19 protein-coding genes are annotated in these 14,537 nt (G+C 66.2%); 7 read left to right on the top strand and 12 right to left on the bottom strand.

Annotated features, from left to right (window positions below; translation table 11 throughout):
* Positions 1–16: 16 nt before the first annotated feature.
* The 3 genes from V474_RS12220 to V474_RS12210 form a co-directional block, all read right to left on the bottom strand.
* A complete protein-coding gene (locus V474_RS12220) occupies positions 17–1,744 on the bottom strand; it encodes a DUF885 domain-containing protein (RefSeq protein ID WP_059151759.1) in 1,728 nt (575 codons plus the stop codon).
* A gap of 38 nt (positions 1,745–1,782) precedes the next feature.
* Positions 1,783–2,649 carry a hypothetical protein gene (locus V474_RS12215; RefSeq protein WP_201786038.1) on the bottom strand — a complete coding sequence of 289 codons (867 nt, stop codon included), beginning with the start codon at positions 2,647–2,649 and terminating at the stop codon, positions 1,783–1,785.
* Positions 2,650–2,823: 174 nt separating this feature from the next.
* Complete coding sequence (locus tag V474_RS12210; RefSeq protein ID WP_059151757.1) at positions 2,824–4,146, bottom strand: replication-associated recombination protein A; 1,323 nt, start codon at positions 4,144–4,146, stop codon at positions 2,824–2,826.
* Positions 4,147–4,233: 87 nt separating this feature from the next.
* Here V474_RS12210 and V474_RS12205 point away from each other — a divergent pair, with 87 nt between their 5' ends.
* Both V474_RS12205 and V474_RS12200 read left to right on the top strand, forming a co-directional pair.
* Positions 4,234–4,671: a hypothetical protein gene (locus V474_RS12205; RefSeq protein ID WP_043971455.1), complete on the top strand. Its 438-nt coding sequence runs from the start codon at positions 4,234–4,236 to the stop codon at positions 4,669–4,671.
* A gap of 75 nt (positions 4,672–4,746) precedes the next feature.
* A complete protein-coding gene (locus V474_RS12200) occupies positions 4,747–5,559 on the top strand; it encodes a sugar phosphate isomerase/epimerase family protein (RefSeq protein WP_059151756.1) in 813 nt (270 codons plus the stop codon).
* Between the two features lie 107 nt (positions 5,560–5,666).
* On the opposite strand, the gene V474_RS12195 is transcribed toward V474_RS12200, so the two are convergent.
* The 9 genes from V474_RS12195 to V474_RS12155 all read right to left on the bottom strand — a co-directional run bounded on the left by V474_RS12195 (position 5,667) and on the right by V474_RS12155 (position 11,713).
* On the bottom strand, positions 5,667–7,268 hold the full coding sequence (locus V474_RS12195; RefSeq protein WP_148649377.1) for a GMC family oxidoreductase: 1,602 nt from the start codon (positions 7,266–7,268) through the stop codon (positions 5,667–5,669).
* A 328-nt stretch (positions 7,269–7,596) separates the two neighbouring features.
* Complete coding sequence (locus V474_RS12190; RefSeq protein ID WP_059151754.1) at positions 7,597–7,800, bottom strand: hypothetical protein; 204 nt, start codon at positions 7,798–7,800, stop codon at positions 7,597–7,599.
* A gap of 140 nt (positions 7,801–7,940) precedes the next feature.
* Entirely contained in the window at positions 7,941–8,390 is a 450-nt protein-coding gene (locus V474_RS12185; RefSeq protein ID WP_330219642.1) for a DUF1810 domain-containing protein, read from the bottom strand.
* Positions 8,390–8,623 (bottom strand): hypervirulence associated TUDOR domain-containing protein, encoded by a 234-nt coding sequence (locus V474_RS12180; RefSeq protein WP_059151752.1) that lies wholly within the window; start codon positions 8,621–8,623, stop codon positions 8,390–8,392. Before V474_RS12180 ends, V474_RS12185 begins: the two co-directional genes overlap by 1 nt.
* The gene (locus tag V474_RS12175) at positions 8,620–8,835 is read right to left on the bottom strand and encodes a hypothetical protein (RefSeq protein WP_059151751.1); all 216 of its coding nucleotides are present in this window, start codon (positions 8,833–8,835) and stop codon (positions 8,620–8,622) included. Before V474_RS12175 ends, V474_RS12180 begins: the two co-directional genes overlap by 4 nt.
* Before the next feature lie 113 nt (positions 8,836–8,948).
* Entirely contained in the window at positions 8,949–9,785 is an 837-nt protein-coding gene (gene dapD, locus V474_RS12170) for a 2,3,4,5-tetrahydropyridine-2,6-dicarboxylate N-succinyltransferase (protein WP_059151750.1), read from the bottom strand.
* Between the two features lie 201 nt (positions 9,786–9,986).
* The gene (gene gmk / locus V474_RS12165; protein WP_059151749.1) at positions 9,987–10,652 is read right to left on the bottom strand and encodes a guanylate kinase; all 666 of its coding nucleotides are present in this window, start codon (positions 10,650–10,652) and stop codon (positions 9,987–9,989) included.
* 87 nt (positions 10,653–10,739) lie between these two features.
* Positions 10,740–11,174: a hypothetical protein gene (locus V474_RS12160; protein WP_059151748.1), complete on the bottom strand. Its 435-nt coding sequence runs from the start codon at positions 11,172–11,174 to the stop codon at positions 10,740–10,742.
* 32 nt (positions 11,175–11,206) lie between these two features.
* Positions 11,207–11,713: an SspB family protein gene (locus tag V474_RS12155; protein WP_043971429.1), complete on the bottom strand. Its 507-nt coding sequence runs from the start codon at positions 11,711–11,713 to the stop codon at positions 11,207–11,209.
* Between the two features lie 162 nt (positions 11,714–11,875).
* Here V474_RS12155 and hisB point away from each other — a divergent pair, with 162 nt between their 5' ends.
* From hisB to V474_RS12130, 5 genes are all read left to right on the top strand, one after another.
* Positions 11,876–12,478, top strand: coding sequence for an imidazoleglycerol-phosphate dehydratase HisB (hisB, locus tag V474_RS12150; RefSeq protein ID WP_043971426.1), 603 nt, complete (start codon positions 11,876–11,878; stop codon positions 12,476–12,478).
* Positions 12,478–12,771 carry a YciI family protein gene (locus V474_RS12145; protein ID WP_059151747.1) on the top strand — a complete coding sequence of 98 codons (294 nt, stop codon included), beginning with the start codon at positions 12,478–12,480 and terminating at the stop codon, positions 12,769–12,771. Before hisB ends, V474_RS12145 begins: the two co-directional genes overlap by 1 nt.
* Entirely contained in the window at positions 12,768–13,391 is a 624-nt protein-coding gene (hisH, locus tag V474_RS12140; RefSeq protein ID WP_043971420.1) for an imidazole glycerol phosphate synthase subunit HisH, read from the top strand. Before V474_RS12145 ends, hisH begins: the two co-directional genes overlap by 4 nt.
* A 172-nt stretch (positions 13,392–13,563) precedes the next feature.
* Positions 13,564–14,295, top strand: coding sequence for a 1-(5-phosphoribosyl)-5-[(5-phosphoribosylamino)methylideneamino]imidazole-4-carboxamide isomerase (gene hisA / locus V474_RS12135; protein WP_059151746.1), 732 nt, complete (start codon positions 13,564–13,566; stop codon positions 14,293–14,295).
* The gene (locus tag V474_RS12130; RefSeq protein WP_043971413.1) at positions 14,292–14,537 is read left to right on the top strand and encodes a hypothetical protein; all 246 of its coding nucleotides are present in this window, start codon (positions 14,292–14,294) and stop codon (positions 14,535–14,537) included. Before hisA ends, V474_RS12130 begins: the two co-directional genes overlap by 4 nt.

Genomic DNA, 14,537 nt, shown 5'->3' with positions numbered 1-14,537 from the left:
CAGAAAACAGCTTTGGTCAGAAAACGGCGTGTGGAGCGTCTTCCTTCATCATGATCTGACGGACCAGCGGGATCGGCGGGCCGCCGTGGCTGAGAAAATCGTCGTGGAAGGCTTTCCATGCCGTGCGGCCGCCGCGCGTGGCGGTCCAGTCCTCGCGCAGCTTGCGGATCATCAGCTTGCCCAGCGTGTAGTTGAGGTAGGCCGGATCGTAAGTGCCGCGCGCGGCCTGCTGCTCGGCGGTGCCTTCGTCCTGGTAGCATTCCTTCATGAACAGAGACTTGGACTGCGCCTGCGTCATCCCGCGCGCGTGAAGGCCGATGGCGGACAGGTAGCGGCAGTTGCGCAGCAGCGCGTTGGAGATCTGGCCGACCTGAACGCCGGGATCGCCATTGCCGAGGCCCGCCTCCAGCATCATTTCCTCGGCATAATGCGCCCAGCCCTCGGCGAAGGCGTAGCCGACGAACAGCTTGCCCACCATCGAGGGCGCGGCGTTCGAATGGAGGAACTGCAGGTAGTGGCCCGGCATAACCTCGTGGACGGTGGTGAACAGCAGGTCAGCCTTGCCGGGGATGTAGTCCATCTGCATCTGCTTCGACCACGCAGGGTCGGGCGGCGAGATATAGTAGATCGACGAACCGCCGTTCTCCAGCGGTCCCGGCGGATCGATGTAGGCTGAGTTCGCGCGGTTGTAGGGCGGGCTTTCCTCCACCTGCGCCAGCTTGGTGCCGGGGATCGTCAGGATATCGTGAGTGCGCACGAACTGCGCCAGTTCGGGGATTTCGCGGCGGGCTTCGGCGACGGGTCCGTCTGCGGGCTTGTCGGCGCGCATCTTGTCGAAGCACTGGGGGATCGTCTTGCCCGGCGCGAACTTCACGCAGGCCGCTTTCAGCGCCTGCTGGTTGCGCACAAGATCCGCGCGGCCGACCGCTTCCAGCCGGTCCAGCGGCGCGTCGACCGCCTCGGTGGCGGCGACCATGCGCGAGAACTTGTCCGCGCCCATCGCGAAGTCCTGCGTCGCCGTAGCCTTGGCGACCTGCTCGGAGACGGCCTTCATGGCGGCGGCGGCCGCTTCGGAAGATGCCTTGAAATCGGCCTGGAGCGCCGGGTCGGCCACGTCCGCGAACGCAGCGCGGGCATCGCCGCGATAGTAGTCCGCGAAGCCGCCGAAGCCGTCCTTGCCCACCTTGATGAAGCTGGCGGGCATCGCGGCGGGCAGGTTGGCGCCAATCTGCGCGGCGGCTGCGGGCACGGCCTTGAAGAAGGCGATCATGGCCTTCATTCGTGTCGGCTTGTCGGCATAGTCGCGGCTGACGTAGACGTTCGGGTCAAGGCCGCCATTGATGTAGAACGTCGGATTGGTATGCGGCAGGTCCGCGTCCTCCAGCCAGAACAGCTGGCCCTTGGCGACCTGCACCATGTAGTCGCGCTCGAAGCTGTCTGCCTCGGACAGGCCGGTGAAACTGCCGGCCTTGTCGATCACCGAGTGGAGGAATGCGGCGCGGGCCTTCAGGCCGGTATCGCTCCAGTCGGGCAGCTTGCCGTCATACTGGTGCGCCCCTTCGTAGATGGCGAAGGAGGGATCGACGGCGAACCACTGCTCGATGCTCTGGTCGACAAGGGCCTTCCAGCTTGGGGTTGGCGCGGTTTGGGCCGGCGTGGTCGCGGACACGGTTTCACCGGCCGGCGGAGTAGCGCAGGCGGCCAGCGATAGGCAGGCGATACCTGCCAGCAGAACGGTCTTCATTGGGTGGAAGCTCCCTGTTTTATGGAGCAGGTTGTGCGTCAGGCCGCGCCGAAGGTCCAGCCCTCGGTTGCGGCGAGTTCCGGCGTAAGTTCAGAGGGATGCCACAGTTCGCTGCGGTGCGCGGCGGTGCGCAGCCAGGCGGCGGTGACGAGGGCATCCGCGCTGTGATCGTCGATCGCGCCGCTGCCGCCCAGCGGCTGCGAGCCGAGCGCGGCCAGCGCGGTATCGAGCGCGGCGTGATCGGTCATCTTGGCACGGCCAGCGGTGCGCCCGGCGGCAACGGCGGCGAGGGTAGTGTAGATTTCAGTCACCACCGGCCCGCTTTCCGGTAGCGGATCGACCGGCCACACCGGCACGCGCCCACCCAGCCGGTGGAGCAGGCGCATCCCCGTCAAGCTCGACTTGCCGACTTGCGCCGCGCCGACGAGGTTGAAGTTGGAGTAGGGCCTGCACCCGGCGCGGGCCTGCGCCTCCTCTGTCACGCGCATCCGTCCGCGCCGGTGCAAGGCGCCGGGAAGGTGGAAGTGCACACCCTCTCGCCCGCCGTGGCGGCGGAAATAGGCGCTGAGACCTGGGTGGTCGACGAAGCTGGCGGCGCCAAGGTGCGGATCATCCGCGCAAAGGCGGTCGATCATCGCCCATAACGCGCGGGCATCTGGCGGGCTTTGCGCCCATCCGGGAAAGAACGCGCCTGCATCGGCGAAAGGCAGTGATATGCCCAGGTCCATGCCCACCAGCGTATCGGGCGGCAGGCGGCGGAGCAGCAGGTCGAGCACCTCGGCGCGGGACCAGCGCGCATGGCCGGGCGGGTGCAGCAGGCGCGGGGCGCCGTCCCCTTGCGCGCACAGGGCGAGCGCAATGCCCTTGTGCCGCTCACCCTGTGCGCCGGACCAGTCGATCGCCATGAAGTTGCGGAAATGCATCGTGGTTCCGTCCTGGGTGTCGCGTGGGAACGCGGGGGGCTTCGACAAGCTCAGCCTGAGCGGGATCTGAGATGAATGATCGAGTGAGGTGACCGTGAAAACCTGCTCAGGCTGAGCCTGTCGAAGCCCCCGCCGCGATCACACGAACATCCCGGATCACTTCTCCCGCCGCTCGGCGCGCTTCTTGTCCCACCATTCCAGGCGCTTTTTCACCTCGCGCTCGAAGCCGCGTTCGACGGGTTCGTAGTAGACTTGCGGGCCGATCTCGTCGGGCCAGTAGTTGTCGCCTGAGAAACCGTCGGGCGCGTCGTGGTCGTAGGCGTAGTCCTTGCCGTAGCCGATATCCTTCATCAGCTTGGTCGGCGCGTTGAGGATGTTCGCCGGGGGGCTGAGCGACCCGGTCTCGCGCGCGGCTTTGAACGAGGACTTGAACGCCGCATAAGCCGCGTTCGATTTGGGCGCAGTGGCGACGTAAAGGCAGGCCTGCACGATCGCCAGTTCCCCCTCGGGCGAACCGAGAAATTCGTAGGCGTCCTTGGCGGCAAGGCACTGCACCAGCGCCTGCGGATCGGCGAGGCCGATGTCCTCGCTGGCCATGCGCACCAGCCTGCGCAGGACGAACAGCGGCTCCTCGCCCGCCGTCAGCATCCGCGCCATGTAGTAGAGCGCGGCCTGCGGATCGGACCCGCGCACCGATTTGTGCAGCGCGCTGATCAGGTTGTAATGCCCGTCGCGGTCCTTGTCGTACACCGCCACGCGGCGCTGCAGAAACTGGCCGAGACCCGCAGGATCGAGGGGAGCCGCGATCTTCGCGGCATAGAGCGTTTCGGCCTGGTTGAGCAGGAACCGCCCGTCGCCATCCGCCGAGGCGACCAGCGCCTCGCGCGCGGGGGCGGTCAGCGGCAGCGCGCCTTCGAGGTCTTCGGCCTTGTCCAGCAGCGCGGATAGCGCTGCAGCATCGAGGCGGTGCAGGATCAGCACCTGCGCACGGCTGAGCAAAGCGGCGTTGAGCGCGAAGCTGGGGTTCTCGGTCGTCGCACCGACAAGGGTGACGGTGCCGCGCTCGACAAAAGGCAGGAAGCCGTCCTGCTGGGCGCGGTTGAAACGGTGGATTTCGTCCACGAACAGCAGAGTGCGCTGGCCCGCCTTTGCCGCGACGTCCGCCTCGGCGAAGGCCTTCTTGAGGTCCGCCACACCCGAGAATACCGCGGACACCGCATGGAACCGCATCCCCACGGCAGCGGCAAGCAGACGCGCGGTGCTGGTCTTGCCGGTGCCGGGCGGCCCCCACAGGATCATCGAGGACAGGCGCCCCGCCGCCACCATGCGCCCGATCGCGCCTTCCGGGCCCGTCAGGTGCTCCTGCCCCACCACGTCCTCCAGCACGCGCGGACGCAGGCGGTCGGCGAGCGGGGCATCCTCGCGCAGGTCATCGGGAGTGCCGGGGGGCGGCAGTTCGTCGGCGAAAAGGTCGGCCATCACGGCTATCTAGCGAGCTTTGCCGGCAATTGCATCCGGTGAGGGGCAGGCGTAGGGGGAGGCGGTGCAAAAAGGGGCGCGAAACTCGTGGCAGATGCTGTCGTAACGAAGCCGCGCTGGCCCTATTGGCTGATCGCGGTGCTGGCGCTGGTGTGGAACGCCTTCGGGTGCCTCGATTTCACCATGACCGCGATGCGCAGCCCCGAGTGGCTCGCCTCACTGCCGCCCGAGGTCATCGACTGGCTCGATTCCGCGCCCACCTGGTCACTGTTCACATGGGCGCTGGGCGTGGGCGGCGGGTTCGTCGGATCGCTGGCCCTGCTGGACCGTTCGCGCTGGGCGGTTCCGGCGTTCGCCGTTTCGCTATGCGGGCTGGCGGGCAACCAGGTCTGGCAAGCGACCTCGAACATGCCCGGCGGTGTGACTTCGCCGGGCAATCTCGCGCTTAACGGCGCCATATGGGCCGTAGCGCTGGCGCTGCTGTGGTACGCTGCGAAGAAGTGGCGGCAGGGCTTTCTGCACTGAGCTTTCCTGCAATTGCCCGTGCCCGCTTGGGGACAAGGCTGTATACCCGTGCGCATACGGGAGAGGATTCGATAAATGCCACATCCGCTTGGACTGGAATTGCTGACGGTGCTTGGGCTTGGTCCGGTCGAGCATGTCACGTTGGCGGCGGATCTCGGCTGCACCGCCGTTTCGATGGGGCTGACCCAGCTGCCCGACCGTTTCAATCCCCACGGCTACCCCGGATGGTCGCTGCGCGATGACGCGGGCCTGCGGCGCGACCTGAAGGCCGCTCTGCGCGACCGGGGCGTAGCGATCTCCATCGCCGAGGGGATGAGCGTTTCTTCCGACATTGATGCGTCGGAGCGCGCGGCCGACATGGACTTGTTCGCCGACCTTGGCGCCCTGCGCGTCAACTCCGCCGACATGGGCGCCGAGCGCGGACGCGCCTTCGACCAGCTCGCCATCCTCGCGGAAATGGCGGCTGAGCGCAGCATGGGGTTTTCGATCGAGTTCTGCCCGTTGTTCACCATCCGCTCGCTGCCCGAAGCACTGGATGCCGTGCGTCACATCGGCGAAGGCCGCGCAGGGGTGCTGATAGATGCGATGCACTTCTTCCGCTCCGGCGGGACAGTGCGCCAGATCGCGGAACTGGACCCGGCGCTGATCGGGCACATCCAGCTCAGCGACGCGCCCCGCAAGGGCGAGGGCGACTATATGACCGAGGCGATGACAGGGCGCATGGTGCCGGGGCAGGGCGAACTGCCCCTGCGGGAATTCGTCGATGCTCTGCCGCGCGGGCAGGTGCTGGGGCTTGAAGTACCGCTGGTGGCGGCAGCGCAGAACGGGCGGGCCGCGCGGGACTACGTGGGCGAGATCGTCAAGCGAACGCGGGAGTTTCTGGTTTAAGCGGGATGGGTTGAAGGCCTGGGGCCATCGCCTCAGACCCTGAGTGCTGCCAGGACATGTCGAAATTCGCTGCTTTGCCGTCCAAATCCCGTCATCCTGAAACAAGTTCAGAATGACGGGGCTGAATGTCGACGCGCCTTCAAAACCATCTCCGCCCCTTTCTCCGCGATCATCATGGTCGGAGCATTGGTGTTCCCCGAGGTGATCGCCGGCATCACCGAGGCGTCAATCACGCGCAGTCCGCGCACCCCGATGACCCGCAGCTCCTGGTCCACCACTGTCCCCATCGCCGCGGTGCCTACCGGATGGAAGATGGTCGTCCCGATCTCCCCGGCGGCGTTTTGCAGTTCCTCTTCGGTCTGGAAAGCGATGCCGGGGCGTACTTCCTCCGGGTGATATCGGGCAAGCGCGGGCTGGGCGACGATGGCGCGGGTGATGCGGATCGCGTCTGCGGCGACGCGGCGGTCTTCTGCGGCGGAGAGGTAGTTCGGGCGGATCGAGGGGGCGATCGCTGCATCGGCGCTGGTGATGCGGCTGGTCCCTCGGCTTTCGGGGCGCAGGTTGCATACGCTGGCGGTGAAGGCGGGGAACGGGTCCAGCGCGCCGCCGAAGGCTGCGAGGCTCAGGGGCTGGACGTGGTATTCGAGGTTGGCGGTGGTGTAACGCGGATTGCTGCGGGTGAAGACGCCCAGCTGGCTGGGGGCCATGGCCATGGGGCCGGTACGGCGCAGGGCATATTCCATGCCGATCAGCGCCTTGCCGAAGATGTTGGCGGCGCGGGCGTTGAGGGTGGCGACGCCTGAGACGCGCCAGGCGCAGCGCAATTGCAGGTGGTCCTGCAGATTCGCGCCGACTTCGGGGCTATCTGCCGCCGGGGCGATACCGAGGTCGGCGAGGCGGGCGGCGTCGCCGATGCCGCTGCGTTCGAGTATGGCGGGTGAGCCGATCGCGCCCGCCGCCAGAATGACTTCGCCGCCGGTGCGCGCCTCGCGCTTTTCGCCGCCGAGGGTGTAGGCAACGCCGACCGCGCGGCCTTGCTCGATGATGACGCGGTCCACCAGCGCGCCGGTCTCCACCTTGAGGTTGGCGCGGCTGCGTACGGGTTTGAGGAAAGCGTCGGAGGCGCTCCAGCGCCAGCCACTGCGCTGGGTGACCTGGAAGAAACCCGCGCCTTCGTTGTCGCCGGTGTTGAAGTCGCGGCTATGGGGGATGCCCTGCTGCTCGCAGGCGTCGCGGAAGGATTCGAGGATTTCCCAGCGCAACCGCTGCTTCTCGACGCGGATTTCGCCGCCGCCGCCGTGGAATTCGCCGGGGCCTTCGTAATGGTCCTCGGCGCGCTTGAAGTAGGGCAGGACGTCGTCCCAGCCCCACCCGGCGTTGCCGGACTGGCGCCAGCCGTCATAGTCGGCGGCTTGGCCACGCATGTAGATCATGCCGTTGATCGACGAGGAGCCGCCGAGCACGCGCCCTCTGGGGTATTTGAGCGAGCGGCCAGACAGCCCTTGTTCGGCCTCGGTTGACATGCACCAGTCGGTGCGCGGGTTGCCGATGCAGTAGAGGTAGCCCACCGGCACGCGTATCCAGATATAGTCGTCCCTGCCGCCCGCTTCGAGCAACAGGACCCGCGTTTTCGGGTCGGCGCTGAGGCGGTTGGCAAGGACGCAGCCGGCACTGCCTCCGCCCACGATGATATAATCGAACTCTCCCATTTCCATGGGCTAGGCCGGGTGCGACCGGCAGGCAAGTGGACGCAGCGGCAGGTGAGGAGAGCGCAGGCGCATCTGGCTGCTGCTGCGCGCTGGCGCGGCCTTGCGCGGGTTTCGCTGTAAGTGGCCCCCGATTTTAGCAGGCGATTTTTTCAGCGCGTTAAGGAATTCGCAAGAGGTTGCGGGTAGTTCTGTGGGTACAGGAGATGGCGACTTTGTCGTCAGATTTGACGGGAACCGCCGGCAACCGGACCAAAGGCTTCAGGGCCTCATCCGGTAACGCAGGCGGTTCCTGTCAATTTCACTGTTCACCCAAAATCATCTGTCTGCGTCAATTGCCCAGGGCATGCTGCTCTGCGGTGACAGCCTGGCCGCTTTCCGGGCTGTCGTACCACGCACGCGAAATCCAGATCGCGGACATGGCCAGAATGGCAAGAATAAGGCTGGCGATCAGCACATAACGAACGATGTTAGGCGTGCTTCCCCCGCGTGCCTCGTCGTCATCGAGGTGAACCTCGTCTCCGACACGTTGCATGACGGCTCTCCCGTCGGGCCGATGGCGGTCTTGGTGGCCGCACTTGGTTCGGTCCGTACTGCTGAACGCGGTACGATGCCGAAAAGTTCCCGTTACGCGGGAAGAGCGGAAAAGTTCCCGTTATGCCGGAAGGGTGGAATTCAGGCCGCAGGCCTGGCGGAAACGCGGTTGAGCATTTCGATCGTGCGTTCATCACGCCTCCCCTGACAGAAGGCGTCAAGAGCATGGCCAAATCGATCGGCCTCGCTGCTGCGTTCCAGCGCTGCCAACTCGAACAGGCTCATCGAACTGCAGAATTTCACGGCATCCACCGGGCCAAGAATAGCAACGGCGCTGCGTCGCCCGGCCCAGCCAAGCATAAGTTGCGTCACTTCCCCAAGGCGCGGCCCCAGAACCGGATGCGCAAGATAGCGCCGCGCCTCGCCAAGACCTTCGATGGCATAGCGCTCGGCCATGGAACTGGTGCCAAGCCCGGCAAGCTGCGGAAAGATGAACCACATCCAGTGACCGCGCTTTTCACCGCTGACGAGTTCGGCGCGGATTTGTGGGAAAATCTCATCCTGCGCGGTGACGAAGCGTTGCAGGTCCATCAGGCGGGTTCCAGTTCCGAACCACGTTTCAGGACGCGGGCGCCATCTTCCTGTTCAATGATGTAGGCGGGATTGTCATGGGTGCCATTTCGGGCAATCCGCTTGCCCTTGATGGTGCGGCTGACACGGCGTTCGAAGCGCTCTGCGACTTTGCCGGTCGCGGTCCCCTGACCCCATTTCCAGCGCACATCCGTGCCCTTGCGCAATATGCCGGAGGGTGAACATGCGGTCACGGCATCTTGCCGCCGTCTTCGGCGACCGCCTTCGAGGTATCGGCCGCGCCGCCGGTTTCGGGGGTGGTGAGGGAACCGGTCAGCCAGATGGCTGAAAGCGCCACGATCGCGATGGCAAGGCTGATCATCAGCACATAACGGACGACGCCTGGCGTCGTGCCGGCACGGGCGTCATCCTTCTCGATGTGGACTTCCTGCGTGCGGGTTTCCATGGCCTGTCTCCGAATGCTGCGGGCCTCAAGCGGGCCCTTTACATCGAACAACACGCCAAGGCGGGCAGCGTTCCGCCACCCGCCCCGCGTAAGTATGCGTTGGTCGTGCGAGATCAGTCGCGGAGCAGCTCGTTGATGCCGGTCTTCGAGCGCGTCTGCGCGTCGACGGTCTTGACGATCACGGCGCAGTAGAGCGACGGGCCGGGGGTGCCATCGGGCAGCGGCTTGCCGGGCAGCGCGCCGGGCACGACCACCGAGAACGGAGGCACGCGGCCGATGTGGATTTCGCCGGTGGCGCGGTCGACGACCTTGGTCGAGGCGCCGATGAACACGCCCATCGACAGCACCGCGCCTTCACCCACAATCGCGCCTTCTGCCACTTCCGAACGCGCGCCGATGAAAGCGCCGTCCTCGATCACGACCGGGCCGGCCTGCAGCGGTTCCAGCACGCCGCCGATGCCGGCGCCGCCCGAGATGTGCACGTTCTTGCCGATCTGTGCGCAGGAGCCGACGGTGGCCCAGGTGTCGATCATCGTGCCTTCGCCGATGTGTGCGCCCAGGTTCACGAAGCTGGGCATCAGCACCACGCCCTTGGCGATGTAGGCGCTGCGGCGCACGACCGCGCCGGGGACCACGCGTACGCCGGCGGCCTTGAAGCGGGCTTCATCCCAGCTGGCGAACTTGAGCGGCACCTTGTCGTAGGCAGGCGCGCCGGCGGCGCCGTAGTCCACAACGGCGTTGTCGGAGAGGCGGAAGCTGAGGAGCACGGCCTTCTTGAGCCACTGGTTGACCTTCCAGCCGCCCTGGCCGTCCGGCTCGGCAACGCGCGCCGCGCCCGAATCGAGCAGTTCCAGCGCCTCGTCGACGATCAGCCTTACATCGTCGCTGGCGGGGGTGACGGTGTCACGCGCGTCAAACGCGGCTTCGATCTTGGCGGCGAGGTCGGACATGGAAAGGTCTCCGGATGGGGCTATTTGTCGGGGCGCGGCCTAGAGGCAGACGCGGCGCAGAGCAAGGCTATCGTCGGATCAGGGCAGCGTTCGCGGCCGGGGGCTTCGACAAGTTCAGCCTGAGCGGTTTTGAAAGCTGGTTCCTAAAATTCCCCGCAGGCTGAGCTTGTCGAAGCCCCCGGCGCCGCAGCGCCTGCACCGTCAATCCCCGGGCTGCATCAGTTCGCGCACGAAGCCGATGAGGCCGGTCTGGCGGGCGCGGCGCAGGCGTTCGGCGGCCAGGATTTTCTTCACCTGTTCGAAGCAGCTGGTGATGTCATCGTTCACCACGACGTAGTCGTAGCCGTCCCAGTGGCTGATCTCGGAACGCGCGCGCTCCATGCGCCCGGCGATGACTTCGGCGCTGTCGGTGCCGCGCCCGGTCAGGCGGCGGCGCAGTTCCTCGATGCTGGGGGGCAGCAGGAACACGCGGACAACATCGCGTTCCAGCTTCTGGTACAGCTGCTGGGTGCCTTGCCAGTCGATGTCGAACAGATAGTCCTGCCCGTCCTTCAGGCCGGCTTTGACCTGCGCCTTGGGGGTGGCGTAGCTGTGGCCGAACACGGTCGCCCATTCCAGGAAATCGCCGTCTTCCGCCATGCGGTCGAACTGTTCCTGGGTGACGAAGTGGTAGTCCTTGCCGTCAACCTCGCCGGGACGCGGCGGGCGCGTGGTGCAGGACACCGAGTTGCAGATGTGCGGATCATGTTCGAGCATCATGCGCGAGATCGTTGTCTTGCCCGCGCCCGACGGCGAGGACATGATGAACATCAGGCCGCGCCGTGACAGCGTGCCGGTGGAAGCCGGGGAGGGATCGGTCTGGACCATTGCCCCCGATGGCGGGGGAAAGCGCGCAAATCAAGGTGGCTTGCGGCCGGTCAGGGGAAAATTGCCGCCGGAGCGGATGCGGCCGCCTCAGTCCTCGACGCCGTCCTGCGCCATTTCGTGAAGGTCGGCGGCGCCCTCTGCGCGGGCCTGCCGTGCGCGGCTTCGGTCGTAAAGGGTCTTGGCGACGAGCGCCCCGCCCACCACGATCGCGCCGGGGATCGAGCTTAACGCCACGCGGGCGAGGGCGCCGTGGAGCAGGGTTTCGGATACCGTCCGGCCCCTGAGAATCGACTTGGCCTTGCTCTGCGAATAGCTGCTGCCCAGCACGCCGCGTTCCACCGCGCGGCGGGCCAGCGTGGTCCCGGTGCGCAGGACGATGTCGGCGATTACCAGGTTGGTGGCGGGGTTGGGGCTGGGCCCGTGCAGTTCGCCGCCATTGTCCGCCAGCTTTTTAAGGCCGACAGGACCGGACTTGACCGCGCTTGCGGCCTTGAGCGCCTGTTTTTTCAGTTTGGTAGCCATCGCCCAGTAAATCCTCGGGCGGGGTGTCCGCCTTACTTTTTCTTGCCGAAATCGACCGAGACGACGTTGGAGCCGTCTTCACTGGGAGTAATGCGCGAGGCGACGTCGCGTTCCGATTCGTCGTTGCCGGCAGTGGCGGACATGTCATCGTCCTGCTCGCCGTCGTCCATCGCCTGGAACTGGAGGCCGAAATCGACCGCCGGATCGACGAAGGCGGTGATCGCGGAAAACGGGATGTCCAGCTTGGCAGGCATCTGGTTGAAGCTGAGGCTGACCGTGAAACCGCGGTCGGAAACGCCCAGATCCCAGAACTTGTTCTGCATAACGATCGTCATCTCGTCCGGGAAGCGGGCCCGCAGGTCCGCCGGAATGCTCACACCCGGAGCGCCGGTCTTGAAGGTGATGTAGAAGTGGTGGCTGCCCGGAAGGACGCCGCCGGCGGCCTCCACCTGGCCCAGCACACGTCCGACGACGGCGCGCAGGGCTTCCTGCACGATTTCGTCATAGGGGATCATGCTGTCTGGCGGGGTATCGTTCATCGCGCCACTACCTGCGCATCGTTCATCGGGTGGTCAACCCGTTACGAGTGGGAAATTACGCCTCCCCGATCGTTTATCCAAGGAAAATCCACTGAAGGGGCCGGCGCGGGCCCGATTGACGACCGGATTGATTCTGACACGCACGGGTATATAGGCGCAGCCATGCGCACAGCCTCGATCACCCGCAAGACGCACGAAACCGACATCTTCGTCGAGGTTAACCTCGATGGAACCGGGGCCTATCAGGTCTCGACCGGGATCGGCTTTCTCGACCACATGATCGAGCAGTTCAGCCGCCATTCGCTGATCGACATCACCTGCCGCATCAAGGGCGACCTCCACGTCGACCAGCACCACACGACCGAGGACAGCGCCATCGCCATCGGCCAGGCCATCACCCAGGCCATGGGCGACAAGGCCGGAATCGGCCGCTACGGCGACGTGCACTCGCCCATGGACGAGGCGCTGGCGCGCGTGTCGCTGGACATTTCGGGCCGTCCCTATCTGGTCTGGAAGGCCGGCTTCACGCAGGACAAGCTGGGCGAATTCGACACCGAGATGGTGGAGCACTGGTTCCACTCGATCGCGCAGGCGGTGGGCATCACCCTGCATATCGAGCTGCTCTACGGCACCAACAACCACCATATCTGCGAAGGCATCTTCAAGGGTTTCGCGCGCGCCATGCGGCAAGCGGTGGAACTCGATCCGCGCAAGGGCGGGGCGATCCCCTCGACCAAGGGCATTCTGGGACAGGCGACACTGTAATGGCCAGCTTCATCGTTTCGCTCACCTATACTGCACCGATCGACAAGGTGGATGCGCTGCTCGAAGACCATGTCGCCTGGCTGCGCGAACAGCATGCGGCGGGACATCTGCTGGGCTGGGGCCGCAAGGTCCCGCGTGAAGGCGGCATTCTGCTGGCGAAGGGCGAGAGCCGCGATGCGGTGGCCGCACTGGCCGCGCAGGACCCGTTCGTCGTGGGCGGCGTGGCCGAGATCGAAGTGATCGAATGGGCGCACGGTTTCCTGGATGACAGCATCGCCGGTCTGGCGGGATGACGCTGGCGCTGATCGACTACGGCGCGGGCAACCTCCACTCGGTCGCCAATGCGCTGCGGGCGGCGGGCGCCGAAGACGTGGCGATCACCGCCGACCCATCCGTGGTGCGCGCTGCGGACCGTATCGTCCTGCCTGGCGTCGGCTCGTTCAAGGCCTGCGCGGCGGGCCTCTGGGGCATTTCCGGCATGGTCGAGGCGATGACCGAGCGGGTGCAGGTGGGCGGCGCGCCGTTCCTGGGCATCTGCGTGGGCATGCAGCTGCTCGCCACGCGGGGGCTTGAGCACGGCGTCACCGAGGGTCTGGGCTGGATCGACGGGCAGGTTCAGAAGATCGAGCGCACCGATCCCCGAATCAAGATACCGCACATGGGCTGGAACGATGTGGGGCTGGGCCGCCACGATCCCGCCAGCGGCCTGATCGAGCCGGGCGAGGCCTATTTCCTGCACTCCTATCACTTCGCGCCGGATGACGGGGCGAGCGTGGCGGCGATGACCGACCATGGCGGCGGCCTTGTCGCTGCAGTGGCCAAGGACAACGTCGTGGGCGTGCAGTTCCACCCGGAAAAGAGCCAGGGCTACGGCCTCTCGCTGCTCGCGCGGTTCCTGGAGTGGAAGCCATGAAGGACATGTTCGCAGGACCGGCGCTCGTGCTTCAGCGACCCGTGCAAAAGCAGACCCCGTCGTCCCCGCGCCCGCAGGGACAGCGCTTCCTTTCTTCTCCCGTTCCGCCTTGCCACAAGCGGACGTCCCGCCTGCGCGGGCACGACGGGATCCATTCCGGTCGGACCATCCTATGATCGTATTTCCCGCCATCGACCTCAAGCAGGGCCAGGTCGTGCGTCTGGCCGAAGGCGATATGGCGCGCGCCACCGTCTACGGTGACGATCCCGCGGCGCAGGCGATGCTGTTCGCCGAGGCCGGTTCGCAGTTCCTCCACGTCGTCGATCTCGACGGTTCGTTCGCGGGCCGGGCGGAAAACCGCGAGGCGGTCGAGGCGATTCTCGAGGCGTTCCCCGGCCACGTCCAGCTGGGCGGCGGCATCCGCACCGCCGAGGCGGTGGGCGGCTGGTTCGACCTTGGCGTCAGCCGTGTGGTCATGGGCACCGCTGCGCTGAAGGACCCGCAGTTCGTCAAGGACATGGCGAAGGAATTCCCGAACGGCATCGTCGTCGCCGTGGATGCGCGTGACGGCATGGTCGCGACCGAGGGCTGGGCCGAAGTGTCCGACGTCTCGATCGTCGACATGGCCCGCCGCTTCGAGGATGCCGGCGTCGCCAGCCTGCTGTTCACCGACATCGGCCGCGACGGCATGCTCAAGGGCTGCAACATCGACGCCACCGTCGACCTTGCCCGCCGCACCGACATGCCGGTGATCGCGAGCGGCGGCGTGAAGGGCCTCGACGATATCCGCCTGCTCGCGCTTCATGCCAAGGACGGCATCGAGGGCGTCATCACCGGCCGCGCGCTTTACGACGGGCGTCTCGACCTTGCCGCCGCGATCCAGATGGCCGAGCGCGAGGGGTGAACGACAACCGCCTGATCGCCGTACTGGCGCTGGCGATCTTCGTGCCGGGCGTCATCTGGGCATGGCGCGACTACCGCGAGGGCAGGGCGCGGCTGATGCTGTTCAGCCGTCGCCGCTCCACAATGGAAACGCGCCGCGCCGACGATCCGCGCAAGTTCTGGACCTATACCGCCTTCAACGTAGCGATCTGCGCCGTCGTGGCGGTGTTCGCGGTCCTGCTGTTCTTCAAGCCCGTGGAGTGA

Source organism: Novosphingobium barchaimii LL02 (assembly GCF_001046635.1).
Classification (GTDB): domain Bacteria; phylum Pseudomonadota; class Alphaproteobacteria; order Sphingomonadales; family Sphingomonadaceae; genus Novosphingobium; species Novosphingobium barchaimii.
This window is presented reverse-complemented; position numbering and strand designations above follow the sequence as displayed.

Excerpts from the sequence above, each read along its gene's own strand:
- V474_RS12200 (WP_059151756.1), top strand. The coding sequence starts at position 4,747 with ATGCCACATCCGCTTGGACTGGAATTGCTGACGGTGCTTGGGCTTGGT.
- V474_RS12160 (WP_059151748.1), bottom strand. The coding sequence starts at position 11,174 with ATGGCTACCAAACTGAAAAAACAGGCGCTCAAGGCCGCAAGCGCGGTC.
- V474_RS12215 (WP_201786038.1), bottom strand. The coding sequence starts at position 2,649 with ATGGCGATCGACTGGTCCGGCGCACAGGGTGAGCGGCACAAGGGCATT.
- hisA (WP_059151746.1), top strand. The coding sequence starts at position 13,564 with ATGATCGTATTTCCCGCCATCGACCTCAAGCAGGGCCAGGTCGTGCGT.
- V474_RS12175 (WP_059151751.1), bottom strand. The coding sequence starts at position 8,835 with ATGGAAACCCGCACGCAGGAAGTCCACATCGAGAAGGATGACGCCCGT.
- V474_RS12185 (WP_330219642.1), bottom strand. The coding sequence starts at position 8,390 with ATGGACCTGCAACGCTTCGTCACCGCGCAGGATGAGATTTTCCCACAA.
- V474_RS12190 (WP_059151754.1), bottom strand. The coding sequence starts at position 7,800 with ATGCAACGTGTCGGAGACGAGGTTCACCTCGATGACGACGAGGCACGC.
- V474_RS12195 (WP_148649377.1), bottom strand. The coding sequence starts at position 7,268 with ATGGGAGAGTTCGATTATATCATCGTGGGCGGAGGCAGTGCCGGCTGC.
- hisH (WP_043971420.1), top strand. The coding sequence starts at position 12,768 with ATGACGCTGGCGCTGATCGACTACGGCGCGGGCAACCTCCACTCGGTC.
- dapD (WP_059151750.1), bottom strand. The coding sequence starts at position 9,785 with ATGTCCGACCTCGCCGCCAAGATCGAAGCCGCGTTTGACGCGCGTGAC.
- V474_RS12155 (WP_043971429.1), bottom strand. The coding sequence starts at position 11,713 with ATGAACGATACCCCGCCAGACAGCATGATCCCCTATGACGAAATCGTG.
- V474_RS12220 (WP_059151759.1), bottom strand. The coding sequence starts at position 1,744 with ATGAAGACCGTTCTGCTGGCAGGTATCGCCTGCCTATCGCTGGCCGCC.
- V474_RS12145 (WP_059151747.1), top strand. The coding sequence starts at position 12,478 with ATGGCCAGCTTCATCGTTTCGCTCACCTATACTGCACCGATCGACAAG.
- hisB (WP_043971426.1), top strand. The coding sequence starts at position 11,876 with ATGCGCACAGCCTCGATCACCCGCAAGACGCACGAAACCGACATCTTC.
- V474_RS12210 (WP_059151757.1), bottom strand. The coding sequence starts at position 4,146 with ATGGCCGACCTTTTCGCCGACGAACTGCCGCCCCCCGGCACTCCCGAT.
- gmk (WP_059151749.1), bottom strand. The coding sequence starts at position 10,652 with ATGGTCCAGACCGATCCCTCCCCGGCTTCCACCGGCACGCTGTCACGG.